The sequence below is a fragment of the Halomonas sp. ATBC28 genome (assembly GCF_005937175.1).
Lineage (GTDB): Bacteria > Pseudomonadota > Gammaproteobacteria > Pseudomonadales > Halomonadaceae > Vreelandella > Vreelandella titanicae.
Map to the genome: position 1 here is coordinate 176567 of NZ_VCQL01000002.1, position 26226 is coordinate 202792.

Consider the following 26226-nt stretch of genomic DNA (forward strand, 5'->3'; position numbering starts at 1 on the left):
GCCTAGCGTAGAACACTAGGCGGTTTACTTCAGGCCATTAATGGCTATTTACTGCTTATTAATTAGGTTGCCACTTCTTAACGTTGATAGCAGCGATGTTTTTCAACTAACCCTTTATTAGCCAAACTGCGCTGGCAGCCACGTTGCCAACTGCGGGAAGAACGTTAGCATCAGCAACATACCCAGTTGCATTAGGATAAACGGGATAACGCCACGGTAAATAGCCGAGGTAGATACAGATGGCGGCGCTACGCCACGCAGATAGAACAGCGCAAAGCCGAACGGCGGCGTTAAGAACGACGTTTGTAGGTTAATCGCGATCATGATGCCCAGCCAAATCGGGTCAAGGCCCATGGCAAGCAAGATCGGCCCGACAATGGGCACCACCACAAAGGTGATTTCGATAAAGTCGAGAATAAAGCCGAGCAAAAAGATCACCAGCATAACGATGATCGTCGCGCCGACCACCCCACCAGGCATACCCTCGAACAGTTCGGTCACCATGTGTTCGCCGCCGTAAGCGCGAAACACCAGCGAAAACAGCGCTGCACCGATCAGGATCAAAAACACCATGGTAGTCACGTGAGTGGTCGAACGCAGCACGTCCTTCAACGTCGCCCAATCGAGCTGACGATAAGCCAGCGCCAGTACTAAAGCGCCGAAGGCGCCTACCGCTGAAGCCTCGGTCGGCGTGGCAAAACCACTAAGAATCGAGCCCAGTACCGCCACAATCAGCACCACCGGTGGCACCAGCCCTTTGAGCAGTAGCATGCCAATCCCTGAGGTATGACCAAGCTCGGCCATCAACTCTTCACGGTCGGCAGCAGGCGCCATATGCGGACGCAACCAGGCCACCAGGGCCACATAGACCATGTACATCACGACCAGAAGTAGCCCAGGCACCAGCGCGCCCATAAACAGGTCGCCCACGGAGACCGTTTTAGGGCTGAAGATACCCATATCCAACTGCGCCTGCTGATACGCCGATGACAGCACATCACCAAGCAGTACCAAGGCAATGGAAGGCGGAATAATCTGCCCCAGAGTGCCGGTGGCGCAGATGGTGCCGGTTGCCAACGAGGTGCTGTAGCCACGCTTTAGCATGGTGGGAAGCGACATCAGCCCCATGGTGACCACCGTGGCCCCCACAATACCGGTAGAGGCAGCCATCAGCATACCCACCAGGGTCACCGAAATACCCAGGCCACCGCGCATGGCACCAAACAGCAGGGCCATGGCATCCAGCAGCGTCTCAGCCACTTTGGATTTTTCCAGCAACACGCCCATCAAGACAAATAGCGGCACCGCCAACAGCGTTTGGTTGGTCATTATGCCGTAGAGCCGGTTGGGCAAGGCGGCAAGATAGCCACTATCAAAGTTAGCGTCGATACCGATGGCTTCCAACCCGAGTCCCATTCCGGCAAACAGCAGCGCCGTGCCCGCCAGCGAAAGCGCCACGGGAAAGCCGAACATCAACACAATACAGATAACGGCAAATAAAATAACTGGCATAAATTCCAGCATCAAACACGCTCCTCAAGGTGATTGCCACCGGCAGCTCCCGGCGTTATCCGCCCGGTCATCACGTAGCCATTGCGCACAATTTCAATCACGCCTTGCACGATCATCAGCACGGCAAACAGCGGTATCAAGGTTTTCAGTGCATAGACTGCCGGAATACCGCCGTAGTCGGAGGAGGTTTCCAGTATGCGCCAGGAGTTGGCCACGTAGCCCAGACTGGAAGCGATGATAAAGACCATCACTGGAATCAATAGCGTGATAATGCCCACAACATTGATTAACGCCTGGCGGCGCGGGGTCATGCCTCGATAGAAGATGTCCACCCGCACGTGGCCGTCGTGGCGAAACGTATAGGCGGCAGCGAGCATAAACACGCTGGCGTGCATATACATCACTAGTTCTTGCATGAAGATGCTATTCACACTGAAGGCATAGCGAAGCAGTACAATCGCGAACTGAATCAACATCATAAGGATGATCAGCCACGCAAGGGTACGCCCGAACCATTCGGAAGCGCGGTCCAGCGCACCAATAAAAGCAGGTAGTTGTGTTGTGTCCGACATGGGAGTGTCTCGCGTAAAACGGCTAAGGGGATCAGCGTCCCAGACAATAGCGCATATACGCGGACAATGCAGCGCTCACGGAGTGCACAGCGTGCTTATTATTAAACGCTTGAACGAATTGCCGCTAAACAGGCCTCGGGCAAGGGTAAATCGACAGCAATCGGCAGGTGGTCAGAGAAGAGATGATCCAGCACCCGCACTTCGGCGGCCTCTAACGATTGCGAAAGCAGAATATGATCCAACGCATGGCGCGGCTGCCAGGAGGGGTAACTGAACAGGGGTTTAACCGGGTGCAGCGGTAGCGACGCACTAAAACGCTCGTGAGCGTGCAGTTGGTCAGGGGTGCAGTTGAGATCCCCCATGACCACCACGTGGCGCAGTGGTTGAATGATATCGCTTAAGTAGTTGAGCTGACGCACCCGGCCGCGGTGGCTTAGCGCCAGGTGGGCAACAAAGATATGCAGCGCATCAGGCCCTTCGCCAAAGCGGGCGTGAATCGCACCGCGCCCCGGCATTGCCCCCGGCAAACGGTGCTCTTCTATTTGGCTGGGTACCAAGCGCGAGAGCAAACCGTTGCTGTGCTGGGCAATGTGGCCCAGATTGCGATTGAGCTGCTGAACATGATGGGGAAACCCCGCTTGGGCAGCGAGATACTCCACCTGATTGACGCGGCTTGAGCGAAAACTACCGCCATCGACCTCTTGCAGCCCCACCACGTCAAACTTGCTCAGCACTTCGCCCATCACGTCCAGCCGCTTCTGGCGACGCGGGTTGGGCAGTAGGTGCTGCCAACTGCGCGTAAGATAGTGATGGTACGCCGAGGTCTGGATGCCCACCTGCAAATTAAAGGTCAGCAAACGCAAGTGCCCATCTTCAAACAGCGTCGAGCGTGAGCCATTGATGGCTGTTGTGTCACGCTCCCTCGCTTCACGCAACACGGTTACTCTGCGCGCTCTTCACGCACCTGCTCAACCAACGCTTCAGCGACTTTCGGCATGTTTTCCAGGCTACCGGCTGAGCTCGGCGTCACCAGAAAACGGCCATCAATCACCAGAGCAGGCACACCCATTAACTTCATTTTGCGCATACGGTTATTGGCATCATTCACTGCGCTACGCACACTAAAGTCAGTCAGCGCTTGCTTGGCCTCTTCTTCGCTGACGCCATAGTTGGCAAAGAAAGCAGCAATCTCATCGGGCTCTGTGAGCGACTGATTTTCCTGATGAATGGCGTTAAAGAAGTCGGCGTGTAGCTCCTCTTCGATACCCAGCGACTCAGCTGCATAGAATGCTGTAGCGTGGGTATTCCAATCCCCACCCATGGTGGCGGGCATTTTGACGACACTAACGTCATCGTCGAGGGTCTCGTACCACTCATTAATCGGCGTTTGCAGGCGGTAGCAGTGCGGGCAGCCAAACCAAAATACTTCGGTGACTTCAATTTGCCCGTCGTCAACCTGGGTTTCTACCGGCGTTTCAAGCAGCTCATAATGTTGGCCTTCAACCACTTCCTGGGCACTCACTGCCGCAGAAAGCCCCAAACCGGCCAGTGCGACTATTAACGTTTTAAACATCGCTCGCGTTTTAGACATTGTAAAAGTTTCTCCATGGGTAAGCGAAGGGTGAGACCGTGGATACATTAGCGGGTTCCCTCAGTTAGCAAACGTTGCCAAGAACGTTGCCTAGTGAGAACCCGCAAACGGCATAAGGAAGTATTTAGGCTGTCTATGTGTGGTTTTAAACGCCCAGGGTTAGAACGTTAGTTCAAACCCAACACTTAGTTTAAACCCAAGACATAGTTAGCCACTGCTTCCATATCGTTGTCGCTCATTTTTGAAGCGATGTCGCCCATGATGTTATTGGGGCTATTGTTACGATCACCTGAGGCGAATGCCTGCAACGTTGAGACCGTGTACTGAGCGTGCTGCCCAGATAGACCGGGGTAAACGGCGCTGCCGATACCGACACCCGTTGGCGTATGGCAGGCTGAACAGGCGGGAATGCCCTTGGACATATCACCAGCGCGGTAAAGCTCTTCACCGCGAGCCAGCAACTCAGCGTCTTCGTCGCTGGTCTGGCCCAAGTTGGCATCCTGGCGTGCAAAGTGTGCTGCCACATCCCAGGCATCCTGGTCGGAGAAGTCATCCACTTGGCCGGCCATTTGGGGAACCATGCGGTTGCCGTCGCGGATATCCATAATCTGTTTCGCCAGATAGGACATCTGCTGACCCGCTAGATTAGGGAAAGCGCCCGATGGGCTAATGCCCTGTTGCCCATGACAGGCGGCACAGGTCTGGGCCATTTCCTGGCCAGCGGATGCGTCAGCATCAGCTTGATAGTCCGTTTGAGCGTGGGCGATGCCAACGGCGCCCATGGTAATTGCTAGGCTTGCCAGTAACTTTCTCATTGCTATTCCACTATGCCGTTTTATGTTTGACTGGTACGCACCCTGGGCGCTTCCCAGGTTTCACAAGTTACCAGGGTTAGCTCCGCCAATACCAACCTTCGCTAATACCAACAACGTATCGCGATGGTACACTAGCGCCCCAGGTCGCAGATATAAACCGCTTGCATTATAACGAATCACCCCAGCGGCGGGAATGCAAGTGCTGGACTGCTTTAGGGGTAATTCGTCGCGGTACTGCTCTCAATTCTCTATCATGAGTCGCTATCATGCGTTCTACTTTATCGAAGCGATAGAGAGGTGATAGTGCGCAGAGTAGGCCGCTTTTATGTTCGTTTTTCAGGATCAACCCAATGACTACCCCCCATGATAGCCCAGTCCCTCGGCTGAACTACCCGACGGCAAGTTTTCTTATCAGCGCCCCCACCCTGGCCCTGTGCCCGGACGATACCGGCGCAGAAGTAGCCTTTGCCGGGCGTTCAAACGCGGGCAAATCCAGTGCTATCAACGCATTAACGCAACAAAATGCGTTAGCGCGCACCTCGCGCACACCGGGGCGCACCCAGCTGATCAACTTTTTCAGCGTTATGAACGACGAGTCGCGGCGTTTGGTCGACCTACCCGGCTACGGCTACGCCAAGGTGCCGGAAGCGGTCAAGCTAGAGTGGCAAAAGCACCTAGCCGAGTACCTGCGCAACCGTTTCAGTCTACGCGGCTTAGTACTGCTAATGGACGTGCGCCACCCGCTCACCGAGTTCGACCAAATGATGCTCGATTATGCTGACCAGCGCGGAATGCCGGTGCATATTTTGCTCACCAAAGCCGACAAACTGAAAAAAGGCCCTGCCAGCGCTGCGTTGCAAAAAGTGCGCTCACGCTTGAAAGAGTGGGAAGACCTCGTCTCTGTTCAGCTGTTCTCTTCACTCAAGCGCGACGGCGTCGATACGCTGTCCCAGAAGCTCAATCAGTGGCTGTATACACCGCCAGAATGAGGCGCCTCTAACTTCTCGAGAATGCTGGGCAGCTCTTTAATATGGGCAATACGATGCACGCGCGTGGGGAGCGGTTGATCCTCTGTTTCAGAAATCCATACCGCGTGCATGCCCAACTGCTGGGCAGGTAACACGTCCTCCTGCCACGAATCGCCCACGTGCATAGCACACTCGGGGGAAACGTTTAAGCGCGACAGCGCGGTGAGGAATGGCGTCGGATCAGGCTTGGGCGCCAGTAACTCACCCGCGGCAATGGCCACCGGAAAGTAGCCAGCCAGCGGCTGACGTTTAAGATGAATATTACCGTTGGTGATCGCCGCCAACTGATAGCGCTCTGCCAGGGCAGCCAGCAGTCCGGCCGCTTCTGGATGGGGCGTGACCTGCACGCGCAGGCGGTGAAACTCATTCATCGCTGCTGCTGCCCACATCAACGCAGCACTGCGGTGCAGACCTGCGTGTTCTAACTGGGCCTCCAGTGAGCGCAAACGTAGCCAAGTGAAGTCGCCGCGCCGTTCGGGCACCTCTTTGGCCAACTGTTGACGGCGCTGCAGATAATCCAGCCCGCCGCTTTCGTGGGATAACGCCAGCGCTGTTTCCTGGCGTGCCGCTCGCCATGCCTCAAGTGCCTCCAGTAGCCAGCGGTAGTGGCCCTCTTCGGTACGCGCCATGACTCCGTGGTTGTCCCATAGGGTGTCGTCCAAATCGAAGATAATGGCCTGCAGCATCGTCATGGTTTGCTCCTGGGGCTATTCTTACTGTCGTTGGAGCCTCGTTTAGCACGAGGGTGCGCTGCGTCGTAGCTGGTCGCCAGATGCTGCCAATCAAGCCGGGTGTAGATTTGCGTGGTCGATAGATTGGCGTGCCCCAACAGCTCTTGCACGGCGCGCAGATCCTGGCTCGACTCCAACAGGTGACTGGCAAAGGAGTGCCGCAAACGGTGCGGGTGCAGGTGTTCGGGCAAGCCACGGGCAAGCGACAGCTGAGCTAAGCGCTTTTGAATGGCACGATGCCCCAAGCGCTGCCCGCGTTGGCCCACAAATAGCGCCTGCTCATCAATGGGTGCCAGCACTGAGCGACACCCCAGCCACTCAGCCAGCGCCTGCTGGGCGCGGCGCCCTACCGGCACCTGACGCGGCTTGCCGCCTTTGCCGATCACTCTTACCCGGCTATTCTGCAAATCGCCCAAATCAAGCGCCGCCAGCTCCGCTAAGCGCAGGCCACTGGAGTAAAACAGTTCAAGAATAGCCTGATCTCGCACGCCCAGCGGCGAGCCATCGTGGGGGGTATCGAGAAAGCGCGCCAGGGCGTCGACATCCACCGGGCGCGGCAGGTGGCTGGGCTGTTTGGGCGTACGCAGTAGTCCCACCGGGTTATCGACCAGCACATCCTGCTTGACCAGGTAATCGGCGAAGCGGGAAAGTGCCGCCCGCCGCCGGGCCAGGCTTCTAGGCGCCAGCCCCCGGCTACGCTCCGACCCCAGAAAAGCCCTCAGCAGAGCGGTATCTAACGCTGCAGGATTTGTCACATCGCGTCGCTCGGTGAAGTTACACAGTGCGGCCAAATCATGCTGATAAGCCGCCACCGTGGCAGGGCTAGCATGGTATGCCAGCGCCGCTAAAAAAGCCTCAACGCGCTTGGCTATCGTTATTTCCGTTGGAAGAGCTTCAGCCATAGTCGCCCAGGCGCACCAGCAGGCGCGCGACGATATCACCCAAGTACTCAGTGAACAGCGTATCCATGCTGGCCCGATAGGCGTCAGGGCTGGGGCTGGCCAGCAGCAAATAGCCCAAAGGGTCACCCGCCGAGAGCCGTGAAATCGCACAGGAACCGGCTTTGCGCGGCGCTTTGACATGGGGCAGCAAGCACTTCCAGTCGCTGACGCTAAGCTTCACACAGCGGCTAGTGCGGCCATCCAGCAGCGCCGACAGCCGTGTGCTGGCATGTTGATCAAGCACGTGCCGTGGCGGTTGAGGCGGCGTCGGTTCACTATCGCTTAACGTGGCCGGACACCACAGCGCCATGGCCGGGGTTTCAAAGCGCTCGCTAAGCTGAGTGGCCAATGCTTGCGCCAGCGCATCGCGATCCGGCGCTTCCACCAGGGCTATCAACGTTTCCCGCAGCCGGCGGTACTGGGACTCGTTATGGCGAGCGGTTTCCAGCAGGTGCTCCAGGCGGCCCTCGGCGGTTTCCGCGCGCTTGCGCAGGTCTAACACCAAGCGTTCTAGCAGTGACACCGCCCCGTCGATATGCGGGTGGGGCACCTGCAGCTGCTGCAGTAACCCTTCACGACCGACGAAAAAATCGGGATGACGCGCCAGCCAGAACGCCACTTGATCAGGCTCGAGCGTTTTGCGGGGTTCAGGGGCTTGTGACATCGCCGTTCTCCTCGAATTAATTAAGTGCTACGCGGCCATCGAAGACGCGTGTAGCTGGCCCCACCATCGTTAGCGCCCCTTCAGGGTCAGGCCACTCAATGCTGAGCTCTCCACCGGGTAAATGGACTTTTACGGGGCTTTTTAGCAGCCCCTGGCGAATACCGCTGGCCACTGCAGCGCAGGCACCGGTACCGCAGGCCAGCGTTTCGCCACTGCCGCGCTCATACACACGCAAACGAATTTCACTGGGCGAGAGTACCTGCATAAAGCCCACGTTAACACGCTTGGGAAAACGCGGATGCGCCTCTACCAACGGCCCGAGGCGCTCCACCGGGGCGCTATCAACGTTCTCAACCTGCATCACAGCATGTGGGTTTCCCATAGAGACCACGCCGATCTGCAGCGTTTCATCACCCACTTGTAACTGATGCAGGGGTTGATCCCCAGGGGCATCGAACGGCAGCGCCAAAGGGCTAAACCGCGGGCGGCCCATATCCACTCGCACCATACCGTCGTGCTGCACGGTCAGCACCAACGGGCCCCCGGCGGTTTCTACGTGGATTTCATGCTTGTGGGTCAATCGCTGATCGCGCACGAAGCGGGCAAAGCAGCGTGCACCGTTGCCACAATTTTCCACTTCACTGCCGTCAGCATTGTAAATGCGGTAGCGAAAATCCATCTCTGGATCCCGGGGCGGTTCGACGAGCAACAACTGATCAAAGCCAATGCCGAAACGCCGGTCTGCCAGTGCACGAATCTGAGCTTCGTCCAACCGGGCGCGCTGAGTGACTAGATCCACCATGACAAAGTCATTACCCAGGCCATGCATTTTGGTGAAGTGTAACAGCATCAACGCCCCCCTTCGGGCAGCAGCGCTTCACCCGCCCACAGACTGGCAACGGTTTCCCGCGCGCGCACCACATGGCAGCTGTCGCCATCAACCATTAACTCGGCGGCGCGAGGGCGACTGTTATAGTTCGACGCCATAACAAAACCGTAGGCCCCCGCCGAGCGCACCGCCAAAAGATCGCCTTCGGTAATCGCCAGCTCGCGTTCCTTACCCAGGAAGTCACCCGTTTCACACACTGGGCCCACTACGTCGTAAAGGGCGCTTTCGCGTGTTTGACGAGTATCCACCGGCACAATCGCCTGCCAGGCCTGGTACAGCGCCGGGCGAATCAGGTCATTCATGGCCGCATCGACAATGGCGAAGTTCTTGGTCTCTCCAGGCTTGAGAAACTCTACCCGAGTGAGCATGACACCCGCATTGGCGGCGATGGAGCGACCGGGTTCAAACAGCAACGTAAGCGCTTCGCCACCTTCCCAACGCGAAAGCCGCGCCAACAGTTGGCTAGCGTAATCAAACGGCTGGGGCGGTTTTTCATCGCGGTAAGGCACGCCTAAACCGCCACCTAAATCAAGGTGCTCGATTTCGATGCCCCGCTCACGCAGCCGCTCCATAAGCACCAGTAAGCGATCAAGGGCATCCAGGAAGGGTGCGGTTTCAGTTAGCTGTGAACCGATGTGGCAGTCGAGCCCCTTCACCTGCAAATTGGGCAGGCTTGCGGCTAGTTCGTAAACCGCCAACGCTTCATCCACCGGGATGCCGAACTTATTATCCTTCAAACCAGTGGAGATATATGGATGAGTACCCGCATCCACGTCTGGGTTGACCCGCAATGAGACCGGGGCAATTTTCCCCAACTCACCGGCGACACGATTCAAGCGCTCAAGTTCGGGGCGTGACTCAACGTTAAAGCACTTAATGCCCACGTCCAGCGCACGAACCATTTCATGGGGTTGCTTGGCAACGCCCGAAAACACTACTTTCGCCGGGTCGCCACCGGCTTTTAGCACCCGCTCAAGCTCACCGATAGAGACAATATCGAACCCCGCGCCCAGCTTGGCCAACAAGCCCAGCACCGCCAGGTTAGAGTTGGCTTTCACCGCGTAACAAATCAGGTGCGGGTGACCACCCAGTGCTTCGGTATAGGCGCGAAAGTGACGTTCAAACGTCGCTTTTGAGTAGACGTAGCAGGGCGTGCCGAACTCGTCGGCAATGCGTGACAGCGGTACATCTTCGGCGTACAGCACGCCATCGCGGTAATTAAAATAGTCCATGGTGCTCTCCCCTTCTCCTGGGCCTGCAGCTATCTATTCAGACGCCTGGGCAGATTGCTCGTCAGCGGGTGCATCTTCCGGCAGATAAAGCGGCCCTTTTTGCCCACAGCCGACAACCGCGGTTAACAGCAGCGCCGAAAGGGCCATGATTGCCAGCGTTTTCATGCGCCCGCCTTGAGCGCACTCAGCGCCTCACGCGCTCGCTGGGCAGCTGCCCGCACCTGGTTGGGTGCTGTGCCACCAATATGGTTCCGGGCGGCTACCGAGCCTTCCAGGGTCAACACCTCGAACACATCCTGCTCGATGGTATCGGAGAACTGTTTGAGCTCATCCAGGCTCATCTCAGACAGGTCTTTTTCGCTTTTAAGGCCATACGCCACCGACTGCCCGACGATTTCGTGGGCATCGCGGAAGGCCACGCCTTTACGCACCAGATAGTCGGCCAAGTCCGTCGCGGTAGAGAAACCACGCCGCGCCGCTTCATACATGCTGGCTTTCTTGGGCTCAATGGCGGGCACCATATCGGCAAACGCTTTTAAGCAGTCGCGCACGGTATCCACTGCATCGAACAGCGGCTCTTTATCTTCCTGATTGTCTTTGTTGTAGGCCAGCGGCTGCGATTTCATCAGCGTTAGCAGCGACATCAGGTGGCCGTACACGCGGCCGGTTTTGCCGCGCACCAGCTCAGGCACATCGGGGTTTTTCTTCTGCGGCATGATTGAAGAGCCGGTGCAGAAGCGGTCGGGCAAGTCGATAAAGTTGAACTGGGCGCTGGTCCATAGCACCAGTTCTTCGCTCATGCGCGAAAGATGCATCAGTAGGATGCTGGCGAAGCTGGTGAATTCGATAGCGAAGTCACGATCTGAGACCGCGTCCAGAGAGTTTTCTGTTGGACGGTCAAAGCCTAATAGTTCCGCTGTCACGTGGCGGTCGATGGGATAGGTAGTGCCAGCCAGGGCGGCAGCACCCAGCGGCATTACGTTGACGCGCTTGCGGCAGTCCAGCAGGCGCTCGTGATCCCGGGCCAGCATCTCTTGCCAAGCCAGAATATGGTGGCCAAAGGTGACCGGCTGGGCGGTTTGCAGGTGGGTAAAACCGGGCATAATGGTCTCGGCTTCACGATCAGCCAGTTCGATCATGCCTTCACGCAGACGCTTGAGCTCCACTTCGATAACATCGATCTCATCGCGCATAAACAGGCGAATATCGGTGGCGACCTGGTCGTTGCGCGAGCGCCCGGTGTGGAGTTTTTTGCCGGTAATACCGATCTTTTCGGTCAGCCGCGCTTCGATGTTCATATGCACATCTTCCAGCGGCACCGACCAGTTAAACTCGCCGCGCTCGATTTCGCCCTGAATCTCGTTCAGGCCATTAATAATCGCATCACGCTCGTCATCGGTGAGCACGCCTACCCGAGCCAGCATAGTGGCGTGGGCGATGGAGCCCTGGATGTCCTGGGGGGCCAGGCGCTGGTCGAAATTAACTGACGCGGTGAAGCGTGCAACAAAGGCATCGGTGGGCTCGCTAAAGCGACCGCCCCAAGACTGATTCGTGGCTTGGCTCATCGAAGATATATCCTGCTGACAAAACAATGGAGTCGTTAGCAGAAAGTGTACCAGAGTCACCACGGTCAGCGGCACGCCGTTTTTATTTCTGTGGCGGCTAAGAGCGTGACGTTACGACGGCAGGTGGTTTGTGGAGAAACGCGTGCAGGGCACTTAGGGACATGGGGCGGGCAAAGTAGTAGCCCTGATAGTAGTCACAGTGACGCTGCTGCAGGTAGCCAAACTGCTCTGCCGTTTCTACGCCTTCTATCAACACTTCGAGCCCCATTTTCCCCGCCATGGCGACCACGCCGTCGATAATAGCGGCATCGTGGCGGTCTGAAATCACATCGCGCACAAAGGATCGGTCAATCTTGATGCGATTAATCGGCAGCCGCTTTAAATAGCTTAGGCTAGAGAAGCCGGTGCCAAAATCGTCTAGTGCAATCAGGACTCCCAGCGCTCGCAAATTCTTTAACGCCTGGATTGCTTGTTCGGCGCTATCCATCAGCACCCCCTCGGTAAGCTCCAGCTCTAACAACGCTGGCGTTAGACCGCTGCTCGCCAGCACCTGCTCAATGGAGGTGAGGAAGCCAGGGCGTTGAAACTGCATAGGCGAAATATTGACCGCCATGGTGATCTCGCCTAACCCCAGGCCATTGAGCTGCTGGGCATCGCGACAGGCAGTAGCCAACACCCACTCGCTAATGGGAATGATCTGACTAGTATCCTCGGCAAGGCTAATAAAATCAGATGGTGGGATATTGCCGCGCTCAGGGTGCTGCCAGCGGATCAGCGCTTCAACCCCCACCACGCGACCGCTTGGCGCGTGAATCTGCGGCTGGTAATGAAGCTCGAACTGCTGCTGCTCAATGGCTTGCTGTAGCGCGCTGCGTAAGCTAACCCGTTCGCTCACCTTGCGGTTCAAGTCTTCGGTATACCAGTAGTAGGTATTGCGCCCGCGCCGTTTGGCTTTATACATTGCCAAATCCGCCTGCTGAATAAGCTGGCGGGGGTTGTCCATGCTGCCGTCATTGATGGCAATCCCGATACTGGCGGTGATGCGCAGCTCGCTGTCGCGGTACCAGTAGGGCGGCGAAAGCCCCTGGAGAACCCGCTCGACCACCTGTATCACATCGTCCTGATGGGCTAGATCCGGCAACAACACCACAAACTCATCGCTGCCAAAACGCGCGACGGTGTCCCAGGGGCGCAGTTCATTCTCCAACCGCCTGGCCACTTCAACCAGAATAAAGTCGCCCACTTCATGGCCCAAGGTATCGTTGATCGGCTTAAAATCGTCCAGGTCAATAAACAGCACGGCTATATAGCGATGGTAGCGGCGCGCCATCACGCCCCCCTCTTCCAAGCGCTGACCAAGTAACAAGCGGTTGGGCAGCCCGGTCAAGGCGTCGTGATGGGCGTTATGGTCGAGTTGAGCCTGATATTCGCGCTGTTCAGAGATATCATTCTGTACGCCGACAAAGTGGGTCACTTGGCCGTTCTCATCGCGTACAGGTGAAATGTGCAAGTCGTTCCAAAAAACCGTGCCGTCATGCCGATAGTTACGGATGACCACGTGTACTTCACGCTGCTCGGCAATCCCTACCTGTAGCTGCTTGACGGTGGCGGGATCGGTCTCTTCCCCCTGTAGGAAACGGCAGTTACGCCCCAGTGCCTGGTTGCGCGAATAGCCGGTAATGCGTTCAAAGGCAGCGTTGACGTAAACCAGAGGCAGATCGCTGCTCTGAGCATCGACAATAAGAACACCATTGGTGCTTGATTCAACGCTACGCTCCAATAATTTTAGCTGTTGTTCGCTAGCTTTACGCCGCGTAATCACCCGGGCGATTACGTAAATCACGTCCTCCCCCAACGACGGCGAAATTTCTAACCAGTGCTGCTTGCCGGTTGCGGAAACAGCGCGCACCTCAAAAGGAATGACCTTTTCGCCTTGATGCACTCGCTGTAACGCCCGTTCGATCACCGGGTGGTCAAGGGGGTTAATGACGACACCACAGGAACGCCCGATTAACTGTTCAGAGGTATATCCCAGCAGCGTCTCGAAGGCTGGATTGACTTGCAGCAGCGTGCCTTTAAAGTCGATACAGCAGAACAGATCCCGTGAAAGCAGGAAAAACTGGTCAAGCTGGCCGCGGGGTAACACTGAGGACATACAATTTCCTAGGGGGACGGATAAAGCACGTTACGGGAGCATAATCAGTTCCGTTATTTTTACTGTGGCGCTCGGTGCTTTATGATGACACTTATCATAGCTTGACTCGCCGTGTCTGCGGTATAGGGAGAATAACGTGCTATCAATCACCAAACTGCGCATTGCCACGCGTAAAAGCCAACTGGCCATGTGGCAGGCTGAGTACGTTCGTGACCGCTTAATGGCGGCTCACAGCGGCCTTGAGGTCGAGCTTGTGGCTCTGTCTACCAAGGGCGACAAAATTCTCGATACACCGCTTTCAAAAATTGGCGGTAAAGGGCTGTTCGTTAAAGAGCTGGAAGACGCCATGCTCGATGGCCGTGCCGATATTGCCGTCCACTCGATGAAAGATGTACCCATGCTCTTCCCCGAAGGGCTGGGCCTGTCGGTCATCCTAGAGGGGGCCGACCCTACCGATGCGTTTGTATCCAACCACTACTCTAGCATTGATGAGCTTCCCGAAGGGGCACGAATTGGCACCGCCAGCTTACGCCGTGGCCTGCAGATGCGTGAAGCCCGCCCCGACCTGCAAATTCTCAACTTGCGCGGCAACGTACAAACGCGGCTAGGTAAATTAGACGCGGGAGAATTTGACGCCATCATCCTGGCGACCTCAGGCCTTAAGCGGTTGGGCTTGGGTGAGCGGATTGCCCAGGCACTGCCGCCGGAAGTGTGCCTGCCCGCCTGCGGCCAAGGAGCCCTAGGCATTGAGTGCCGCCTGCATGACCCCGAGCTGATTGCCTTGCTAGCCCCGCTGGATGACGCGGATACCGCGACGCGTGTGCGCGCCGAACGGGCCATGAACACGCGCTTAGAGGGCGGCTGCCAAGTGCCTATTGCGGGCCACGCGGTGCTGGATATTGAAAATGAAACCCTTTGGCTACGCGGCTTAGTGGGCAACCCAGAGGGCACCGAAGTGCTGCGCGCCGAAGGCCGTGGTTCGATGCATGAGCCCGAAGCGCTGGGCATTCGCATTGCCGAAGAGCTGCTCGACCAAGGCGCTGGCGATATTTTGGCTGAGGTTTACGGCCGCGCCATATGAGCCAACCGGTACTGATCTGCCGCCCTGGCGAGCGCGGTGAAGCACTGGCTGCTGCTCTGCGCGAGCGGGGCGAGAGCGTTGAATCACTCAACGTGATGCAACTCGAAGTCTTACCAGAAACCCCTGAAATGCGGCGTATCTGGCTGGATATTGATCAGTACCATAAGATAATAGTCATCAGCCCCTTTGCGGCCACTTGCTTGAGTGAAGCGCTAGATCGCTTCTGGCCACAGCTGCCCATTGGCATTGACTACTACAGCGTTGGCAGCGCCACCGCGGCAACGCTTTATGATCAGTTGGGCGTACGTGTGCATGTGCCTGCGCCCAGTGCAGGTGAAGATACCAGCGAAGCACTGCTTGCGCTTGCCTCGCTTCAACAGTTAGGGCACCAGCGTATTCTACTGGTGGCGGGAGAAGGTGGCCGCCCGCTGCTCGCTGAAACGCTTGCTGAGCGGGGGGCGCAGGTGACTCGCGTAGCGGTGTATCGACGCACGTTTCACCCCCTTGAACCCGCTCTGCAAACGCGCCTTTTTTCAGGTAATTACCGGGCGTTGATCGTCACCAGCAGCGAACTGCTGGAACATCTGGCAAAATGGTGCAATCAGGCGGCCTTGAACCAACCGCTAATCGTTTCCAGTCGCCGTTTGGCTACACTGGCTGGCATACTGGGTTTTTGTGACCCCAAGGTGGCGTCCGGAGCTACGCCAGCTGCGTTGATAGCGGCGTTGGAGACCTGCGACCCACAGGGTGCCGATGTCGATCAAGGAACTTACTAAGGGCTAGCGACACATGAGCAAACAAGTAAACGATCAGGACGATGTACAACCAACGTCCTCCGATGCCTCTCAGGGCGTCCCTAAAACGACCGACAAAGCAGCTTCCACGACCGACGCGACTGAGCCCAGCAAGCCGAACACACCGCCGAGCTCTACAACACCTGCTCAGAGTGGTGCTAAAAATAGTCGGTCGCGGCGGCGTGGAAAGGGCTCGTCCACTGCGAGTTCAACCGCTGCTAGCAGCGCGGCAAAACCGGCAGATACCTCGACGCCCAGCAGCACAGGCTCATCGTCACCGAGTGCCGCTCAGCCAGGCTCTTCCTCCTCAAGTGGGTCGACCTCTAGTTCGCCATCTTCAAGCGCCGGCTCGTCAAAGCCGACCAGCGACAAGTCATCGGCGGGCACCTCGCCGCCCACCGGCCACAAAGGTAGCGGTAGCGGCCAGAGCGGCGGTGGTGGTAAAAGTGGCGGCCTGGCAATTGCCCTGGTGATTATTCTGGCGATTGCCCTAGCGTTCGTCGCTTGGCAAGGTTGGCAACGCCTGGATAATCAGCAGCAGCGCCTCGACGAACTGGCGCAACAGGCTGAAGGTAGCGCCTCACAGCAGGCGGTTAGCGACCTTGAATCACGCCTGGATAGCGGCGAAGCCGAGCGCGATGAAGCGTTGCAGAGCACTCTGGGCGACCTGCGTGATGAATTTGACAGCTACCGCAGCGACGTTGATGAGACCCTAGGCCAAGTGCTGGATCAGCTCTCTCAGGAGCAGGATACCGACGAGCGCGAGTGGCTGCATGCCGAAGCTGCCTACCTGCTACGCCTGGCCAATCAGCGCTTGCAACTGGAAGGCGACGTTGACGGCGCGGCCGCACTGCTGCGTACCGCCGATGCGCGCCTAGTTGATGCTGATAACCCAGCGTTGACGCCCGTACGCGAAGCCATTGCCAATGAGCTAGCCGCGCTGGACGCCGTGCCCCAGGTTGACCGTACCGGCCTCTACCTAGCGCTCAATGCCCAGCAGGAACGTATCTCCTCTCTGCGACTCTCTCAAGAAATTGAGGAGCAAGCGGTAACCTCCAGCATCGAACAGCCGCCGACCGGCACTTTCCAGCGCCAGCTGGCGCGCTTCGGTGAAGAGCTTAAAGACCTGGTGGTGGTTCGCCATCACGATGAAGCGCTGGAAGCGCTGATTACTCCGGAGCAAGAGTCTTACCTGCGCCAAAGCCTGCGCTTAGTGCTGGAGCAGACACAGCTGGCCCTGCTCAACGAAGAGAAAGAGCTTTATGACGCGAGTATCGACAAAGCGCTGCAACTGCTGAACGACTACTACGACACCACTCGCGAAGAGACCCAAAGCGTTATTGCGCGCCTTCAAGAGCTCAAGGAAGCCGAGGTAAAACCCGAGCTGCCCGACATCAGCGCTTCACAGCAGGAACTTGCACGCTTTATCGACAACCGCTATGAGACGCGTGGCCAAAGCGGAGGTGATTCATGAGAAAGCTTGTTCTCCTCATTGTCGCAGGCCTCGCCGTCGGGGCCCTGTTCGGGCATCTGATGATGTCGGTGCCCGGCTACTGGCTGATCCGCGTGGGCGACTCCTCCATCCAAACATCGTTTTGGTTTGGTCTGGTACTGCTGTTTGCCGCCTTTATCGTCCTACACTTCGTGCTGCGTTTGCTCAGCGGTATTATTCGCCCCATGGGGCGCTTTCGTAGCTGGAACAGCCGCGCCCGTAACCGTCGCGCCATGCAGCGCACCGTGCGTGGTCTGGTAGCACTGACCGAAGGGCGCTGGAAAAAGGCCGAAAAAACCCTGGTTAATGCCGCCGATGACTCCAGCACACCGCTGGTCAACTACCTATCCGCAGCGCTGGCGGCCCATTACCAGGGCCACCACGTGAAATCCCAGGAGCACCTGAATCAGGCACAGCTAACCACCGACGGCGCCGATACCGCCGTTGGCCTGATGCAAGCGCAAATGATGATTGAGCGTCAGCAGCCCGAAGAAGCGCTGGCGATTCTGAATCGCCTGGATAAGAAGCTCTCCAACCACCCGCAGGTGCTCAAACTACTCAAGCAGGTGCACTTAAGCGTCAACGATTGGGAAGGCTTAAGGCGTTTGATTCCACGCTTGGCGGCGCAGAAACTCATTACCCAGCAAGAGCGTGAACAGCTTGAGTTTAAAGCCTATCGCGAACTTATCGTGTTTGAAGCGCAAAACCCCACCAACATTGAGCGGGTGCGTGGCCTTTGGGCCGATATGCCCGACTACCTGCGCGGCAACACCGAACTGATCGTGCTATACAGCGAAGCGCTGATTCAAGCCAACGAAGAGCCAATTGCCGAGCGCTTGCTCAACCATTCGCTGGATCACCACTGGGACGCGCGGCTGGTGAAACGCTACGGCCTGCTAAACGTAGATGCGGCACGCCAACTTGCTAAAGCCGAGAAGTGGCTGCAGGAACGCCCCAACGACCCAGAGCTGCTGCTCGCTTGTGGTCGCCTCTCGCTGCGTATCGGCCAATGGCAGAAAGCACTCGAGTACTTTGAAGCCAGCCAGCGTCAGCGCCCCAATGGCGAAGTCTGCGCTGAGCTAGCGCGCCTCTATGCAAGCCTGGGCGAGCATAACAAGAGTCAGCTCTACTACCGCCACAGTGTTGAGATGTTGGCCAAATCGCTGCCATCGCTGCCGCAACCCAGCGATGCTAACGACAGCAAAAAGCCCGACAGTAAGCAAAAAGAGAGCAAAACCATTAAAAAAAGAGCGTAGTGGCGCTTCTGCTATAACGCTCAAGGGCGCCTTCATAGGCGCCCTTTTTAGTGGCTAAGGTTTGGCAGGTGGCATTGGTGGTGGCGCAGGTGCTGCTTCAACCGGCGCTTCAGCCTCCACTGGCTGAGAAAGCGTTGCTGTGCAGTGGCCACAGCGGGTGGCTTTGATTGGCACCACCATCAAACAGTAAGGGCAAGGCTGCTCGGTAGGACTTGCAGGTGCCACCGCCTCTTCGCGCTTTAAACGGTTGATGGTACGTACCAATAGAAAGACCACAAAGGCGACGATCGTAAAGCTCACCACCGCATTAATAAACAGCCCAAGGTTTAGCGTTACCGCCCCGGCGGCCTGGGCATCCGCCAGCGTCGCATAAGGGCCACCCACCACCCCTTGGCGTAACACCACAAACAGATTGGAAAAGTCGACCCCGCCCACCAGCAAGCCAATCAGCGGATTCATCACATCCGCCACCAGGCTTTGCACAATCAGCGTAAACGCCCCGCCGATAATGATCCCCACCGCCATATCGACGACGTTGCCTTTTACCGCGAACTCTCGAAATTCCTGGAAAAATTTTGCCATTTTCAAACGTCCTAACGTTTCGTTTTTAGCCAATACCCTGAGTTATAGCGTCTTGCTAAAAGCATGGGCTAGGGTGTGTTAGGCGACAAGTAAATTTCTGCAGATTGAAAACTGTATCGGGAGAGGTGCGGGCAGATATCGCCGCTGCTTTTTATTGGCTCACCGTAATCACAGGACACTTGGCTGAATGGCTCACTTTGTGCGATACACTGCCAATCACCACACCAGCCAAGTCGCTTAGTCCCCGGCTGCCCATCACAATGGCATCGACATTATTGGCATTGGCGGCCTCTATAATGGCGCGGGCTGGGTCACCTTCCGTCAGCAACTCTTCAATGTGCTTAGCGCCCTCTGCCTGCGCGGAGCTCACCGCCTGGGCCAATAGCTGTTCACCCACCTTCTCGCGTTCAGCAAGCGTAGTGCCAGCATCAATCGCACCAATGCCCCATACCAGTGTGGTCGCATAGGCAAGCGTTTCAGGTACATGTAGTAAGTAGAGCGTGGAGCCTTCTCTATCCAGCAGCTTGCAAGCTACTTTCAAAGCTTGTTTAGCGCTCTCAGAGCCGTCGACAGGAACTAAAATACGCGCATACATGGCAGGCCTACCTCCTTTTATTCTAGCGTTCTTTACTAAAGTCGTAGTCGATATTTCGCTTTTAAACGTTTAAATGCTGGTAGCGTTATGGCGCTTGGTTAGGCTGGTTTTTAAGTTGCCTCAATACGTGAAAAGCATCGCCAGCATGCTAACAAGCGAATGACAAAGCCAATATTGTTTAAGTAGCCGCTCATACCTTGGAGGTATCATGGAACTACGCCACCTGAGGTACTTCTGCGTTGTCGCTGAAGAGCTTAACTTTACTTGTGCGGCTGAACGGTTGCATATGTCTCAACCGCCTCTTTCCCGCCAAATCAAACAATTAGAACAAGAGGTGGGAGCTGAACTGTTTGAACGAAGCTCAAGAGGATTGCGTTTGACGCCGCCAGGTGTCTTTTTTCAGCAGCACGCTCTGCAGATTTTAGAGAAAGTGGAAGTCACCATCGACGCCACTCGACACATGGCGCGTAGCAAGCGGGCACTATTCGGCATTGGCTTTGTACCGTCCGTTTTTTACGGGCAACTCCCAATGCTCGTGCGTGATTTGCGCCGCATGGATAATGTCGAGCTCTCCTTGGCAGAGCTTACGACAGTACAACAAATTCAGGCGCTCAAAGCGGGTCGCATCGACATGGGCTTCGGGCGTTTACGTATTGATGACCCCGACGTCGAGCAGGAGATTCTCTTCGACGAGCCATTAATTGCAGCTCTATCTAGCGGTCACCCGCTAGAGGGCACAACCCCTAGCTGCGAAGAGCTGGCTCGCTACCCTCTAATCCTTTTTCCCGCAAAACCACGTCCTAGCCTTGCCGATATGGTATTGGGAATTTTCCGCCGTCAAGGATTAAAGGTCGAAGTTGTGCAGGAAGCCAACGAGGTTCAAACGGCACTTAGCCTTGTCGCTTCCGGCATTGGCATTACGCTGGTTCCAGAGCAGGTAAAGCGTGTCCAACGCGATGGTATTTGCTATGTACCATTGGCCGATAAATCAATTACATCCCCCGTTATCTGCAGCCGTCGGCGGGGCGAAAAACCCTCCCCGCTTATGCAGGAAGCCAATGCTATTTTAGAAGTACTCGTTGAAAATCGCCGCTCTGGGCGCTACCCATAATGGCAGCAAGCCAGTGATTCAAGGTCGCAGAACAGCCACAGGGCAAGAAGCTTCATGCAGCACTTCGTGGCTGACACTGCCCGCCACCACCTGCGAAAGGCCGCTACGCCCATGGGTGGTCATGGCAAGCATCGTATTATGGCTACCCGCTAAATAACTGACGATAGAGTCGGCGGGGTCGCCATGAAGCACCTCCCAGTCTACTTCCAGTTTTTGCTCACTTTCGACACGGCGTGCCAGCACGTTTAGATAGGCTGACTCCATCACATCGGTATGACCTAACGCTGTTGATTTTCTGGCAGCAGAGGCATCTATCACTTGCAACAATTGCAAACGAGCTCCCAAACGCTTCGATAAAGTTGCTGCATGGGGCAAAATTTGCTCGGATAGCTTAGACCCATCAACACAAACGGCTAATACGTCGACCCGCTGGTGGGCTCGACTGTCATAGCGGGGGCCACACAGGTAAACCGGACGCTGAGCCCTTCGCACAACCCCTGCAGTTACGCTGCCGATCAGCATCTCCGGTACCGGGCGTCGACCATGTGCCATCATACATAGCCCGGTATCCTCGCGACTAGCGAGTTCACCCAGATAAGCCTTGGCGCTATCATGAGCAACGACGTCGATAGCAACTGCTTCGATATGTTGCGACGCCAAGCGCCCCTGCAGTTTAGTGCGCCGTGGGCCGATCTCATCTTGCGTCGGCACCACCGAGATAGCGCTTACCTCTACCCCCAGCTGGGCCGCAAACGTTTGTCCGAACTGCAGGGCATGCAAAGCACTTTCACTATCATCAACCGCCACAACAATCTTTTCCATGGTTACACTCCCACTATCGCTTCAGTAGTATCACTGTTATTAGGTTTTATGGTTAAGCGAGCTAAAACGTCGATGCAGCAGGTTATAGGCAAGCGACCCAGCGACCACCCCCCAAAAGGCAGAACCTAAGCCTAAAAAGCTAACGCCCGATGCGGTGGCAATGAAAGTAATGACAGAGGCTTCCAGGTGGCTCTTTTCGGCCGCAAAAGCACTAATATTGCTGGTAATAGCACCAATCAGCGCAAGTCCTGCAAGTACTGCCACAAACTCCCCCGGCAGCGAGGTAAACAGCGCTACAATAGTGCCCGCAAAAATAGCGCCAAACAGGTAGAAAACACCGTTTGCCACCCCGGCAACATAGCGCTTATCACGATCTTCGTGGGCCTCCTTACTCGTACAGATTGCTGCTGTAATCGCTGCAATTACAGTGGTAATACCGCCAAAAAAGGCGGTAAAAAAGGAAGTTACACTAGCCACGATAACGATTGGCCTGGCCGGGGTGGAGTAGCCTGAGGAGCGCATAATTGCCATGCCGGGCAAGAATTGGCCTGTCAAACTCACCAGTACCAGGGGAATGGCCAGGCTCAGCGTCGCATTCCAGGACCACTCGGGGCGGATAAACTGGGGCTCGGCAAACTGGAGTGACACCCCCTGCAGGCTGGCGCCCTCTAACAAGACCGCCAAGGTGATGCCAGCGATTAACAGCAGCACCAAGCTGTAGCGAGGGGTAAGCCGCTTAAAGAGCAGGTAAGCGATAAACATACCAATGGCCAGTGCTGGCACGCTCTCCAATGAAACGAAGACTCCCACCCCGAACTGGAAAAGAATGCCTGCCATCATCGCGCTAGCTATGCCCGGCGGTATCAGCCGGATGATACGGTCAAAAGAACCCGTAACGCCGATCAGAAAAATGATCACGGCGGCCGTTAGGTAGGCGCCCACCGCTTCATTAAGCGTCAACCCCGGGAACAGTGTTACCAATAACGCAGTCCCCGGCGCCGACCAAGCGGTCACTACCGGCACTTTTAACCACAGGCTTAAAAAAATACCTGAGACAGCTGCGCCGATTGAGATGGCCCAAACCCAGGACGTCATCATGGTGCTGGATATGTCGGCGCTCTGAGCCGCCTGGAAAAAGATGGCGAGTGGCCCAGAATAAGAGACCAGCACCGCTACAAAGCCAGCAGTGATTGCTGGAATCGACAGATCCTTTTGCAATTGCTTGTGAAATTGCATGCAACACACTTCCCCGTGTCAGTATTTAACGAGTAACCAACAGCTCCGGCAAGCACCTGCTTGCCGGAGCTGTATCAAGCAACGCCGAGGTGGGTTTCAAGAATTGATGGATTATCTTTTAGTCCCTGAGAATCACCGCTATAGACCACTTCCCCCTTGACCAGTAGCAGGTGTTTTTCTGCTATCTTCAGAAGGTTATCGATATTTTTATCGACGATAATGGTAGAAATTCCGGTCGCTTTGATCTCACCTATGATCTTCCAAATCTCATCGCGAATCAGCGGTGCAAGACCTTCGGTCGCTTCATCAAGGATCATCAGGTCGGGGTTGGTCGTCAGCGCACGGCCAATAGAAAGCATCTGCTGTTCGCCGCCTGAGAGAAAGGAACCATCATGATTGATACGTTGACCCAGGCGCGGGAACGTATCCAGAACGCGCTCTAGCGTCCAGGGAGACTCCCCGCGATCATTAGGACGTGCGGCCATAATCAGATGCTCACGCACACTGACGCCTGGAAAAATACCGCGTCCCTCCGGCACGTAGCCAATCCCTTGGCGAATCAGTTGCCAGGGGCGCCGCTTGGTCGCCGAGACGCCCTTAATAAACACCTCGCCGCGCCGAGGTGGGACAAACCCCAGTATCGATTTCAGCGTCGTGGTCTTGCCCATACCATTGCGGCCCAGCAGACTCAGCGTCTCACCAGGCATCAGGGTCAAATCCACCCCATGCAAAATATGGCTCTCACCGTAGTAAGTGTGTAGCCCCCGGGCATCAATCAATGGCGTATTGGTTTGCTCTGCGCTCATGCGGTTGCCCCCTCTTCATGACGCCCCAGGTAGACATCGCGTACCTTTTCGCTGGAGCGTATCTGCTCGGTCGGGCCGCTCTCCAACACACAGCCATCGACCATGACGGTAATGCGATCAGCTAAGCGGAAGACCGAGTCCATATCGTGTTCAATCAGCACCAGTGTGTAGCGATCCGTTAGGCCGGCGAGCAGCTCGGTGACTTGAGCGGTCTCTTCACGCCCCATTCCCGCCATTGGCTCATCAAGTAGCATCAGCGACGGCGCTGTCGCCAATACCATCGCGATCTGCAGCTGGCGCTGTTCGCCATAGCTCATATCTGATGCAGTCGTATAAGCGCGATGGTTCAATTGGCAGGTATCCAGTACCTCTTGAGCACGCTCACTAACTTGCCGCGAGGTTTGGCGCGAACGCCAGCTGCCAAACACGCCGCCCATATGAATACGCGCCGCCAGTTCACAGTTCTGCAGGCAACTCAGGCGTGGGAATATATTGGTTTTCTGGTGGCTGCGGCCAATGCCCATGCGGGCGATCTGGCGCGCGCTTTTACCCTGGATCGGCTGACCGCGATAGAGCACCTGGCCTTCAGAAGGGGGGATCTCGCCAGAGAGCAGATTGATTAGCGTACTTTTACCCGCGCCATTAGGACCCAAAATAGCGTGGATTTCATTAGATTTAACGTCAAAATCAACGTCGTTGACTGCCACTAAACCACCAAATCGGCGAGTCAACCCATGCGTGGCTAAAATGACTTCATCGCGCATAGCTTAGCCCTCCTTATTGTGGGTAATGGGTTGAACGGAGGGAGACACTTTGGGATTTTCGACGGTTTTAGTCGTCGTTTGAGGCTTGCTTTTCCAGGGCGGCGCTACAATCAAGCCCGCAATCCCGCGAGGAAGCACCAGTACGGCAACGATAATGGTCAGCCCCATGAGTATCGGCCAGTGCGTCGTGGCATGCTCGTAAACATAGAGCAAAATTTCGTAGGCGAAAGCGCCTAAAATGGGGCCAAAGATGGTGCCCATGCCGCCTAAAATCAGCATCATCAGCACTTCGCCAGAGGTGTGCCAGCCCAGCTGAGCCGGATTAGCGAAGCCGTACTGCATCGCCGCTAACATGCCAGCAATCGCTGCCATAACCCCAGCGATAACAAAGGCAACCAGTTTATAGCCGCTGGTGGCATAGCCTAAGGCCTGCATTCGGTGCTCGTTGTCATGAATACCGTCGAGCACTTGACCAAAGTAGGAGCGAGTGAGCCAGCGTAGAAAGAAGTAGCCGAGAAGCAGCATCCCTAAACAGAAGTAAAAGAAGCTGTAAGGGTTATCAAGATCTACCAGCGTACGCTCCCCTAATGCCAAACTCGGTCGGAACATAATAAAAACACCATCGGTTCCTCCCGCAAACTGGGATGTACTAATGAAGTAGTAAAGCATCTGGCCAAATGCCAGCGTCGTCATGATGAAGAAGATGCCTTTAGTGCGTATCACTAAGATACCTACCACTAAACCCACACACGCAGAGACGCCCATTACAAGAGGCAGCATCCACCACATGGATGCCGGACTAAAATCAGGGCTGGCTAACGCTAGAGTGTAAGCCCCCAAACCGAAGAAGAGCGCATGCCCCAGACTGACTAAGCCCACAATGCCTACCAGCAGATCCAGGCTCATGGCAAACAGGGCCAGAATCAGCATCAGGGTCAGTTTCTCCAACATGAAGTTGGCCTGATTACCGAATACGGCTTCTCCCCAGAGAGGAAAAGCAGCCACCAAAGCCGTTAATACCAGCATGATGAACGCAACGCGCTTGGGATATCTATGTAACATTTCTTACTCTCCTCACGCGAAAAGACCGCGCGGTTTCACCAGCAATACCGCCGCCATAATCAGGTAGATCACCATGCTGGCAAGGCTAGGGATGAGTACCGCCCCAAAGGTGGTGGCCATGCCAATGATGATGGCGCCCCAAAAGGCTCCTTTAATGGAACCAATACCGCCGATGACGACGACGACAAAGCAAGTGATGAGAATGCTATCGCCCATGCCTGGCGCGATAGAGGTGAGCGGTGCGGCGATCATTCCCGCAAAGGCAGTGAGCGCAACACCCACGCTGAAAATCAGCGTAAAGAGGGTACGGACATTGATTCCCAGCCCTTCAACCATGTCGCGATTAACCGCGCCGGCGCGGATGATGATGCCCAGCCGCGTATGCCGCATCACCCAATAGATCACCCCAGCCAATGCCAGGCAGACGCCCATCACAAAGAGGCGGTACACCGAGTACTGCAAGTTATCAGTCAACTGAATACTGGCATCGAATGGTGCAGGCACCGCAACACGATGCACATCGCCCCCCCAAATAATCCGCTGTGCTTCGTTGAGCACTAAAATCAGACCGAAGGTTAGCAATACTTGATATAGGTGATCGCGCTTGTAGAGCGTATCCAGAAACAGCCGCTCAATAATAAGTCCCAATGCAATAGCGATAGGAATAGCCACCAGAATAGCCAGCCAAAAATTACCCAAGCGCAGGGTAAGGTCGTAAACCAAATAGGCACCAATCATATACATAGCGCCGTGGGCCAGATTGATGATGCCCATGATGCCGAAAATCAACGTCAAACCGCTGGCAATCAAAAAAAGCAGCAAGCCGTACTGCAGACCGTTAAGGAGCTGTACGCTGAAAAATGCGAGATCCATAAGATCCCTCCGAGAATCTGAGTGAGGGGCGAGCCATGCCCGCCCCAGAATGCATAC

General features: G+C 56.0%; 27 protein-coding genes. 6 read left to right on the forward strand and 21 right to left on the reverse strand.

What is annotated here, in order from left to right; translation table 11 throughout:
• Positions 1-117 precede the first annotated feature (117 nt).
• The 5 genes from E0L35_RS02840 to E0L35_RS02860 all read right to left on the reverse strand — a co-directional run bounded on the left by E0L35_RS02840 (position 118) and on the right by E0L35_RS02860 (position 4490).
• A complete protein-coding gene (locus E0L35_RS02840) occupies positions 118-1524 on the reverse strand; it encodes a TRAP transporter large permease subunit (protein WP_022521229.1) in 1407 nt (468 codons plus the stop codon).
• Positions 1524-2084, reverse strand: a complete 561-nt coding sequence (locus tag E0L35_RS02845) for a TRAP transporter small permease subunit (protein WP_009286227.1) — start codon at positions 2082-2084, stop codon at positions 1524-1526. Before E0L35_RS02845 ends, E0L35_RS02840 begins: the two co-directional genes overlap by 1 nt.
• A gap of 101 nt (positions 2085-2185) precedes the next feature.
• Entirely contained in the window at positions 2186-3019 is an 834-nt protein-coding gene (locus tag E0L35_RS02850) for an endonuclease/exonuclease/phosphatase family protein (RefSeq protein WP_089691363.1), read from the reverse strand.
• Positions 3020-3024: 5 nt separating this feature from the next.
• Positions 3025-3657, reverse strand: a complete 633-nt coding sequence (locus E0L35_RS02855) for a thiol:disulfide interchange protein DsbA/DsbL (RefSeq protein ID WP_138799623.1) — start codon at positions 3655-3657, stop codon at positions 3025-3027.
• Positions 3658-3860: 203 nt separating this feature from the next.
• Positions 3861-4490 carry a c-type cytochrome gene (locus E0L35_RS02860; RefSeq protein WP_022521226.1) on the reverse strand — a complete coding sequence of 210 codons (630 nt, stop codon included), beginning with the start codon at positions 4488-4490 and terminating at the stop codon, positions 3861-3863.
• Between the two features lie 350 nt (positions 4491-4840).
• Here E0L35_RS02860 and yihA point away from each other — a divergent pair, with 350 nt between their 5' ends.
• On the forward strand, positions 4841-5479 hold the full coding sequence (gene yihA, locus E0L35_RS02865; protein ID WP_009286228.1) for a ribosome biogenesis GTP-binding protein YihA/YsxC: 639 nt from the start codon (positions 4841-4843) through the stop codon (positions 5477-5479).
• On the opposite strand, the gene E0L35_RS02870 is transcribed toward yihA, so the two are convergent.
• From E0L35_RS02870 to E0L35_RS02900, 8 genes are all read right to left on the reverse strand, one after another.
• On the reverse strand, positions 5452-6210 hold the full coding sequence (locus E0L35_RS02870; protein WP_138799526.1) for an HAD family hydrolase: 759 nt from the start codon (positions 6208-6210) through the stop codon (positions 5452-5454). The genes yihA and E0L35_RS02870 overlap by 28 nt on opposite strands.
• Complete coding sequence (locus tag E0L35_RS02875; protein ID WP_138799527.1) at positions 6207-7151, reverse strand: tyrosine recombinase XerC; 945 nt, start codon at positions 7149-7151, stop codon at positions 6207-6209. Before E0L35_RS02875 ends, E0L35_RS02870 begins: the two co-directional genes overlap by 4 nt.
• Positions 7144-7854, reverse strand: coding sequence for a DUF484 family protein (locus tag E0L35_RS02880; RefSeq protein WP_022521223.1), 711 nt, complete (start codon positions 7852-7854; stop codon positions 7144-7146). Before E0L35_RS02880 ends, E0L35_RS02875 begins: the two co-directional genes overlap by 8 nt.
• A 16-nt stretch (positions 7855-7870) precedes the next feature.
• Positions 7871-8704, reverse strand: a complete 834-nt coding sequence (dapF, locus tag E0L35_RS02885; RefSeq protein ID WP_022521222.1) for a diaminopimelate epimerase — start codon at positions 8702-8704, stop codon at positions 7871-7873.
• On the reverse strand, positions 8704-9975 hold the full coding sequence (gene lysA / locus E0L35_RS02890; RefSeq protein WP_022521221.1) for a diaminopimelate decarboxylase: 1272 nt from the start codon (positions 9973-9975) through the stop codon (positions 8704-8706). The genes dapF and lysA overlap by 1 nt, the downstream gene beginning before the upstream one ends.
• A 33-nt stretch (positions 9976-10008) precedes the next feature.
• Positions 10009-10140, reverse strand: a complete 132-nt coding sequence (locus tag E0L35_RS26555; protein ID WP_022521220.1) for a lipoprotein — start codon at positions 10138-10140, stop codon at positions 10009-10011.
• Positions 10137-11540, reverse strand: coding sequence for an argininosuccinate lyase (argH, locus tag E0L35_RS02895; RefSeq protein ID WP_022521219.1), 1404 nt, complete (start codon positions 11538-11540; stop codon positions 10137-10139). The genes E0L35_RS26555 and argH overlap by 4 nt, the downstream gene beginning before the upstream one ends.
• A gap of 97 nt (positions 11541-11637) precedes the next feature.
• The gene (locus tag E0L35_RS02900) at positions 11638-13695 is read right to left on the reverse strand and encodes an EAL domain-containing protein (protein ID WP_138799528.1); all 2058 of its coding nucleotides are present in this window, start codon (positions 13693-13695) and stop codon (positions 11638-11640) included.
• Positions 13696-13831: 136 nt separating this feature from the next.
• Here E0L35_RS02900 and hemC point away from each other — a divergent pair, with 136 nt between their 5' ends.
• The 4 genes from hemC to E0L35_RS02920 are packed head-to-tail and all read left to right on the forward strand — an operon-like array spanning position 13832 to position 18318.
• A complete protein-coding gene (gene hemC / locus E0L35_RS02905) occupies positions 13832-14776 on the forward strand; it encodes a hydroxymethylbilane synthase (RefSeq protein WP_138799529.1) in 945 nt (314 codons plus the stop codon).
• Complete coding sequence (locus E0L35_RS02910; protein WP_138799530.1) at positions 14773-15552, forward strand: uroporphyrinogen-III synthase; 780 nt, start codon at positions 14773-14775, stop codon at positions 15550-15552. The genes hemC and E0L35_RS02910 overlap by 4 nt, the downstream gene beginning before the upstream one ends.
• Positions 15553-15565: 13 nt before the next feature.
• Entirely contained in the window at positions 15566-17044 is a 1479-nt protein-coding gene (locus tag E0L35_RS02915; RefSeq protein WP_138799531.1) for a uroporphyrinogen-III C-methyltransferase, read from the forward strand.
• Positions 17041-18318, forward strand: coding sequence for a heme biosynthesis HemY N-terminal domain-containing protein (locus E0L35_RS02920; RefSeq protein ID WP_138799532.1), 1278 nt, complete (start codon positions 17041-17043; stop codon positions 18316-18318). Before E0L35_RS02915 ends, E0L35_RS02920 begins: the two co-directional genes overlap by 4 nt.
• Positions 18319-18372: 54 nt before the next feature.
• Here E0L35_RS02920 and mscL read toward each other — a convergent pair whose 3' ends face one another.
• Together mscL and E0L35_RS02930 are read right to left on the reverse strand one after the other, a co-directional pair.
• Positions 18373-18900 carry a large-conductance mechanosensitive channel protein MscL gene (gene mscL / locus E0L35_RS02925; RefSeq protein WP_138799533.1) on the reverse strand — a complete coding sequence of 176 codons (528 nt, stop codon included), beginning with the start codon at positions 18898-18900 and terminating at the stop codon, positions 18373-18375.
• A 151-nt stretch (positions 18901-19051) separates the two neighbouring features.
• A complete protein-coding gene (locus E0L35_RS02930) occupies positions 19052-19495 on the reverse strand; it encodes a universal stress protein (protein WP_138799534.1) in 444 nt (147 codons plus the stop codon).
• A 208-nt stretch (positions 19496-19703) separates the two neighbouring features.
• On the opposite strand from E0L35_RS02930, the gene E0L35_RS02935 reads away from it, so the two are divergent.
• Complete coding sequence (locus tag E0L35_RS02935; protein WP_009286235.1) at positions 19704-20606, forward strand: LysR family transcriptional regulator; 903 nt, start codon at positions 19704-19706, stop codon at positions 20604-20606.
• Between the two features lie 18 nt (positions 20607-20624).
• On the opposite strand, the gene E0L35_RS02940 is transcribed toward E0L35_RS02935, so the two are convergent.
• From E0L35_RS02940 to E0L35_RS02965, 6 genes are all read right to left on the reverse strand, one after another.
• A complete protein-coding gene (locus E0L35_RS02940) occupies positions 20625-21428 on the reverse strand; it encodes a universal stress protein (protein WP_138799535.1) in 804 nt (267 codons plus the stop codon).
• A 39-nt stretch (positions 21429-21467) separates the two neighbouring features.
• Positions 21468-22664 (reverse strand): benzoate/H(+) symporter BenE family transporter, encoded by a 1197-nt coding sequence (locus E0L35_RS02945; protein WP_138799536.1) that lies wholly within the window; start codon positions 22662-22664, stop codon positions 21468-21470.
• 74 nt (positions 22665-22738) lie between these two features.
• A complete protein-coding gene (locus tag E0L35_RS02950; protein ID WP_138799537.1) occupies positions 22739-23470 on the reverse strand; it encodes an ABC transporter ATP-binding protein in 732 nt (243 codons plus the stop codon).
• A complete protein-coding gene (locus tag E0L35_RS02955; RefSeq protein ID WP_138799538.1) occupies positions 23467-24234 on the reverse strand; it encodes an ABC transporter ATP-binding protein in 768 nt (255 codons plus the stop codon). The genes E0L35_RS02950 and E0L35_RS02955 overlap by 4 nt, the downstream gene beginning before the upstream one ends.
• Positions 24235-24237: 3 nt before the next feature.
• Positions 24238-25296, reverse strand: coding sequence for a branched-chain amino acid ABC transporter permease (locus tag E0L35_RS02960; protein WP_138799539.1), 1059 nt, complete (start codon positions 25294-25296; stop codon positions 24238-24240).
• 12 nt (positions 25297-25308) lie between these two features.
• Entirely contained in the window at positions 25309-26169 is an 861-nt protein-coding gene (locus E0L35_RS02965) for a branched-chain amino acid ABC transporter permease (RefSeq protein WP_022521206.1), read from the reverse strand.
• Positions 26170-26226: the final 57 nt, after the last annotated feature.

Bases quoted from the DNA above. Each gene is read 5' to 3' on its own strand.
- E0L35_RS02940 (WP_138799535.1), bottom strand. From the start codon at position 21,428: ATGGAAAAGATTGTTGTGGCGGTTGATGATAGTGAAAGTGCTTTGCAT.
- lysA (WP_022521221.1), bottom strand. From the start codon at position 9,975: ATGGACTATTTTAATTACCGCGATGGCGTGCTGTACGCCGAAGATGTA.
- E0L35_RS02920 (WP_138799532.1), top strand. From the start codon at position 17,041: ATGAGAAAGCTTGTTCTCCTCATTGTCGCAGGCCTCGCCGTCGGGGCC.
- E0L35_RS02840 (WP_022521229.1), bottom strand. From the start codon at position 1,524: ATGCTGGAATTTATGCCAGTTATTTTATTTGCCGTTATCTGTATTGTG.
- E0L35_RS26555 (WP_022521220.1), bottom strand. From the start codon at position 10,140: ATGAAAACGCTGGCAATCATGGCCCTTTCGGCGCTGCTGTTAACCGCG.
- argH (WP_022521219.1), bottom strand. From the start codon at position 11,540: ATGAGCCAAGCCACGAATCAGTCTTGGGGCGGTCGCTTTAGCGAGCCC.
- E0L35_RS02845 (WP_009286227.1), bottom strand. From the start codon at position 2,084: ATGTCGGACACAACACAACTACCTGCTTTTATTGGTGCGCTGGACCGC.
- E0L35_RS02955 (WP_138799538.1), bottom strand. From the start codon at position 24,234: ATGCGCGATGAAGTCATTTTAGCCACGCATGGGTTGACTCGCCGATTT.
- E0L35_RS02855 (WP_138799623.1), bottom strand. From the start codon at position 3,657: ATGTTTAAAACGTTAATAGTCGCACTGGCCGGTTTGGGGCTTTCTGCG.
- dapF (WP_022521222.1), bottom strand. From the start codon at position 8,704: ATGCTGTTACACTTCACCAAAATGCATGGCCTGGGTAATGACTTTGTC.
- E0L35_RS02880 (WP_022521223.1), bottom strand. From the start codon at position 7,854: ATGTCACAAGCCCCTGAACCCCGCAAAACGCTCGAGCCTGATCAAGTG.
- E0L35_RS02950 (WP_138799537.1), bottom strand. From the start codon at position 23,470: ATGAGCGCAGAGCAAACCAATACGCCATTGATTGATGCCCGGGGGCTA.
- E0L35_RS02945 (WP_138799536.1), bottom strand. From the start codon at position 22,664: ATGCAATTTCACAAGCAATTGCAAAAGGATCTGTCGATTCCAGCAATC.
- yihA (WP_009286228.1), top strand. From the start codon at position 4,841: ATGACTACCCCCCATGATAGCCCAGTCCCTCGGCTGAACTACCCGACG.
- E0L35_RS02960 (WP_138799539.1), bottom strand. From the start codon at position 25,296: ATGTTACATAGATATCCCAAGCGCGTTGCGTTCATCATGCTGGTATTA.
- mscL (WP_138799533.1), bottom strand. From the start codon at position 18,900: ATGGCAAAATTTTTCCAGGAATTTCGAGAGTTCGCGGTAAAAGGCAAC.
- E0L35_RS02860 (WP_022521226.1), bottom strand. From the start codon at position 4,490: ATGAGAAAGTTACTGGCAAGCCTAGCAATTACCATGGGCGCCGTTGGC.
- E0L35_RS02900 (WP_138799528.1), bottom strand. From the start codon at position 13,695: ATGTCCTCAGTGTTACCCCGCGGCCAGCTTGACCAGTTTTTCCTGCTT.
- E0L35_RS02910 (WP_138799530.1), top strand. From the start codon at position 14,773: ATGAGCCAACCGGTACTGATCTGCCGCCCTGGCGAGCGCGGTGAAGCA.
- E0L35_RS02935 (WP_009286235.1), top strand. From the start codon at position 19,704: ATGGAACTACGCCACCTGAGGTACTTCTGCGTTGTCGCTGAAGAGCTT.
- E0L35_RS02930 (WP_138799534.1), bottom strand. From the start codon at position 19,495: ATGTATGCGCGTATTTTAGTTCCTGTCGACGGCTCTGAGAGCGCTAAA.
- E0L35_RS02915 (WP_138799531.1), top strand. From the start codon at position 15,566: ATGAGCAAACAAGTAAACGATCAGGACGATGTACAACCAACGTCCTCC.
- E0L35_RS02875 (WP_138799527.1), bottom strand. From the start codon at position 7,151: ATGGCTGAAGCTCTTCCAACGGAAATAACGATAGCCAAGCGCGTTGAG.
- E0L35_RS02870 (WP_138799526.1), bottom strand. From the start codon at position 6,210: ATGACGATGCTGCAGGCCATTATCTTCGATTTGGACGACACCCTATGG.
- E0L35_RS02965 (WP_022521206.1), bottom strand. From the start codon at position 26,169: ATGGATCTCGCATTTTTCAGCGTACAGCTCCTTAACGGTCTGCAGTAC.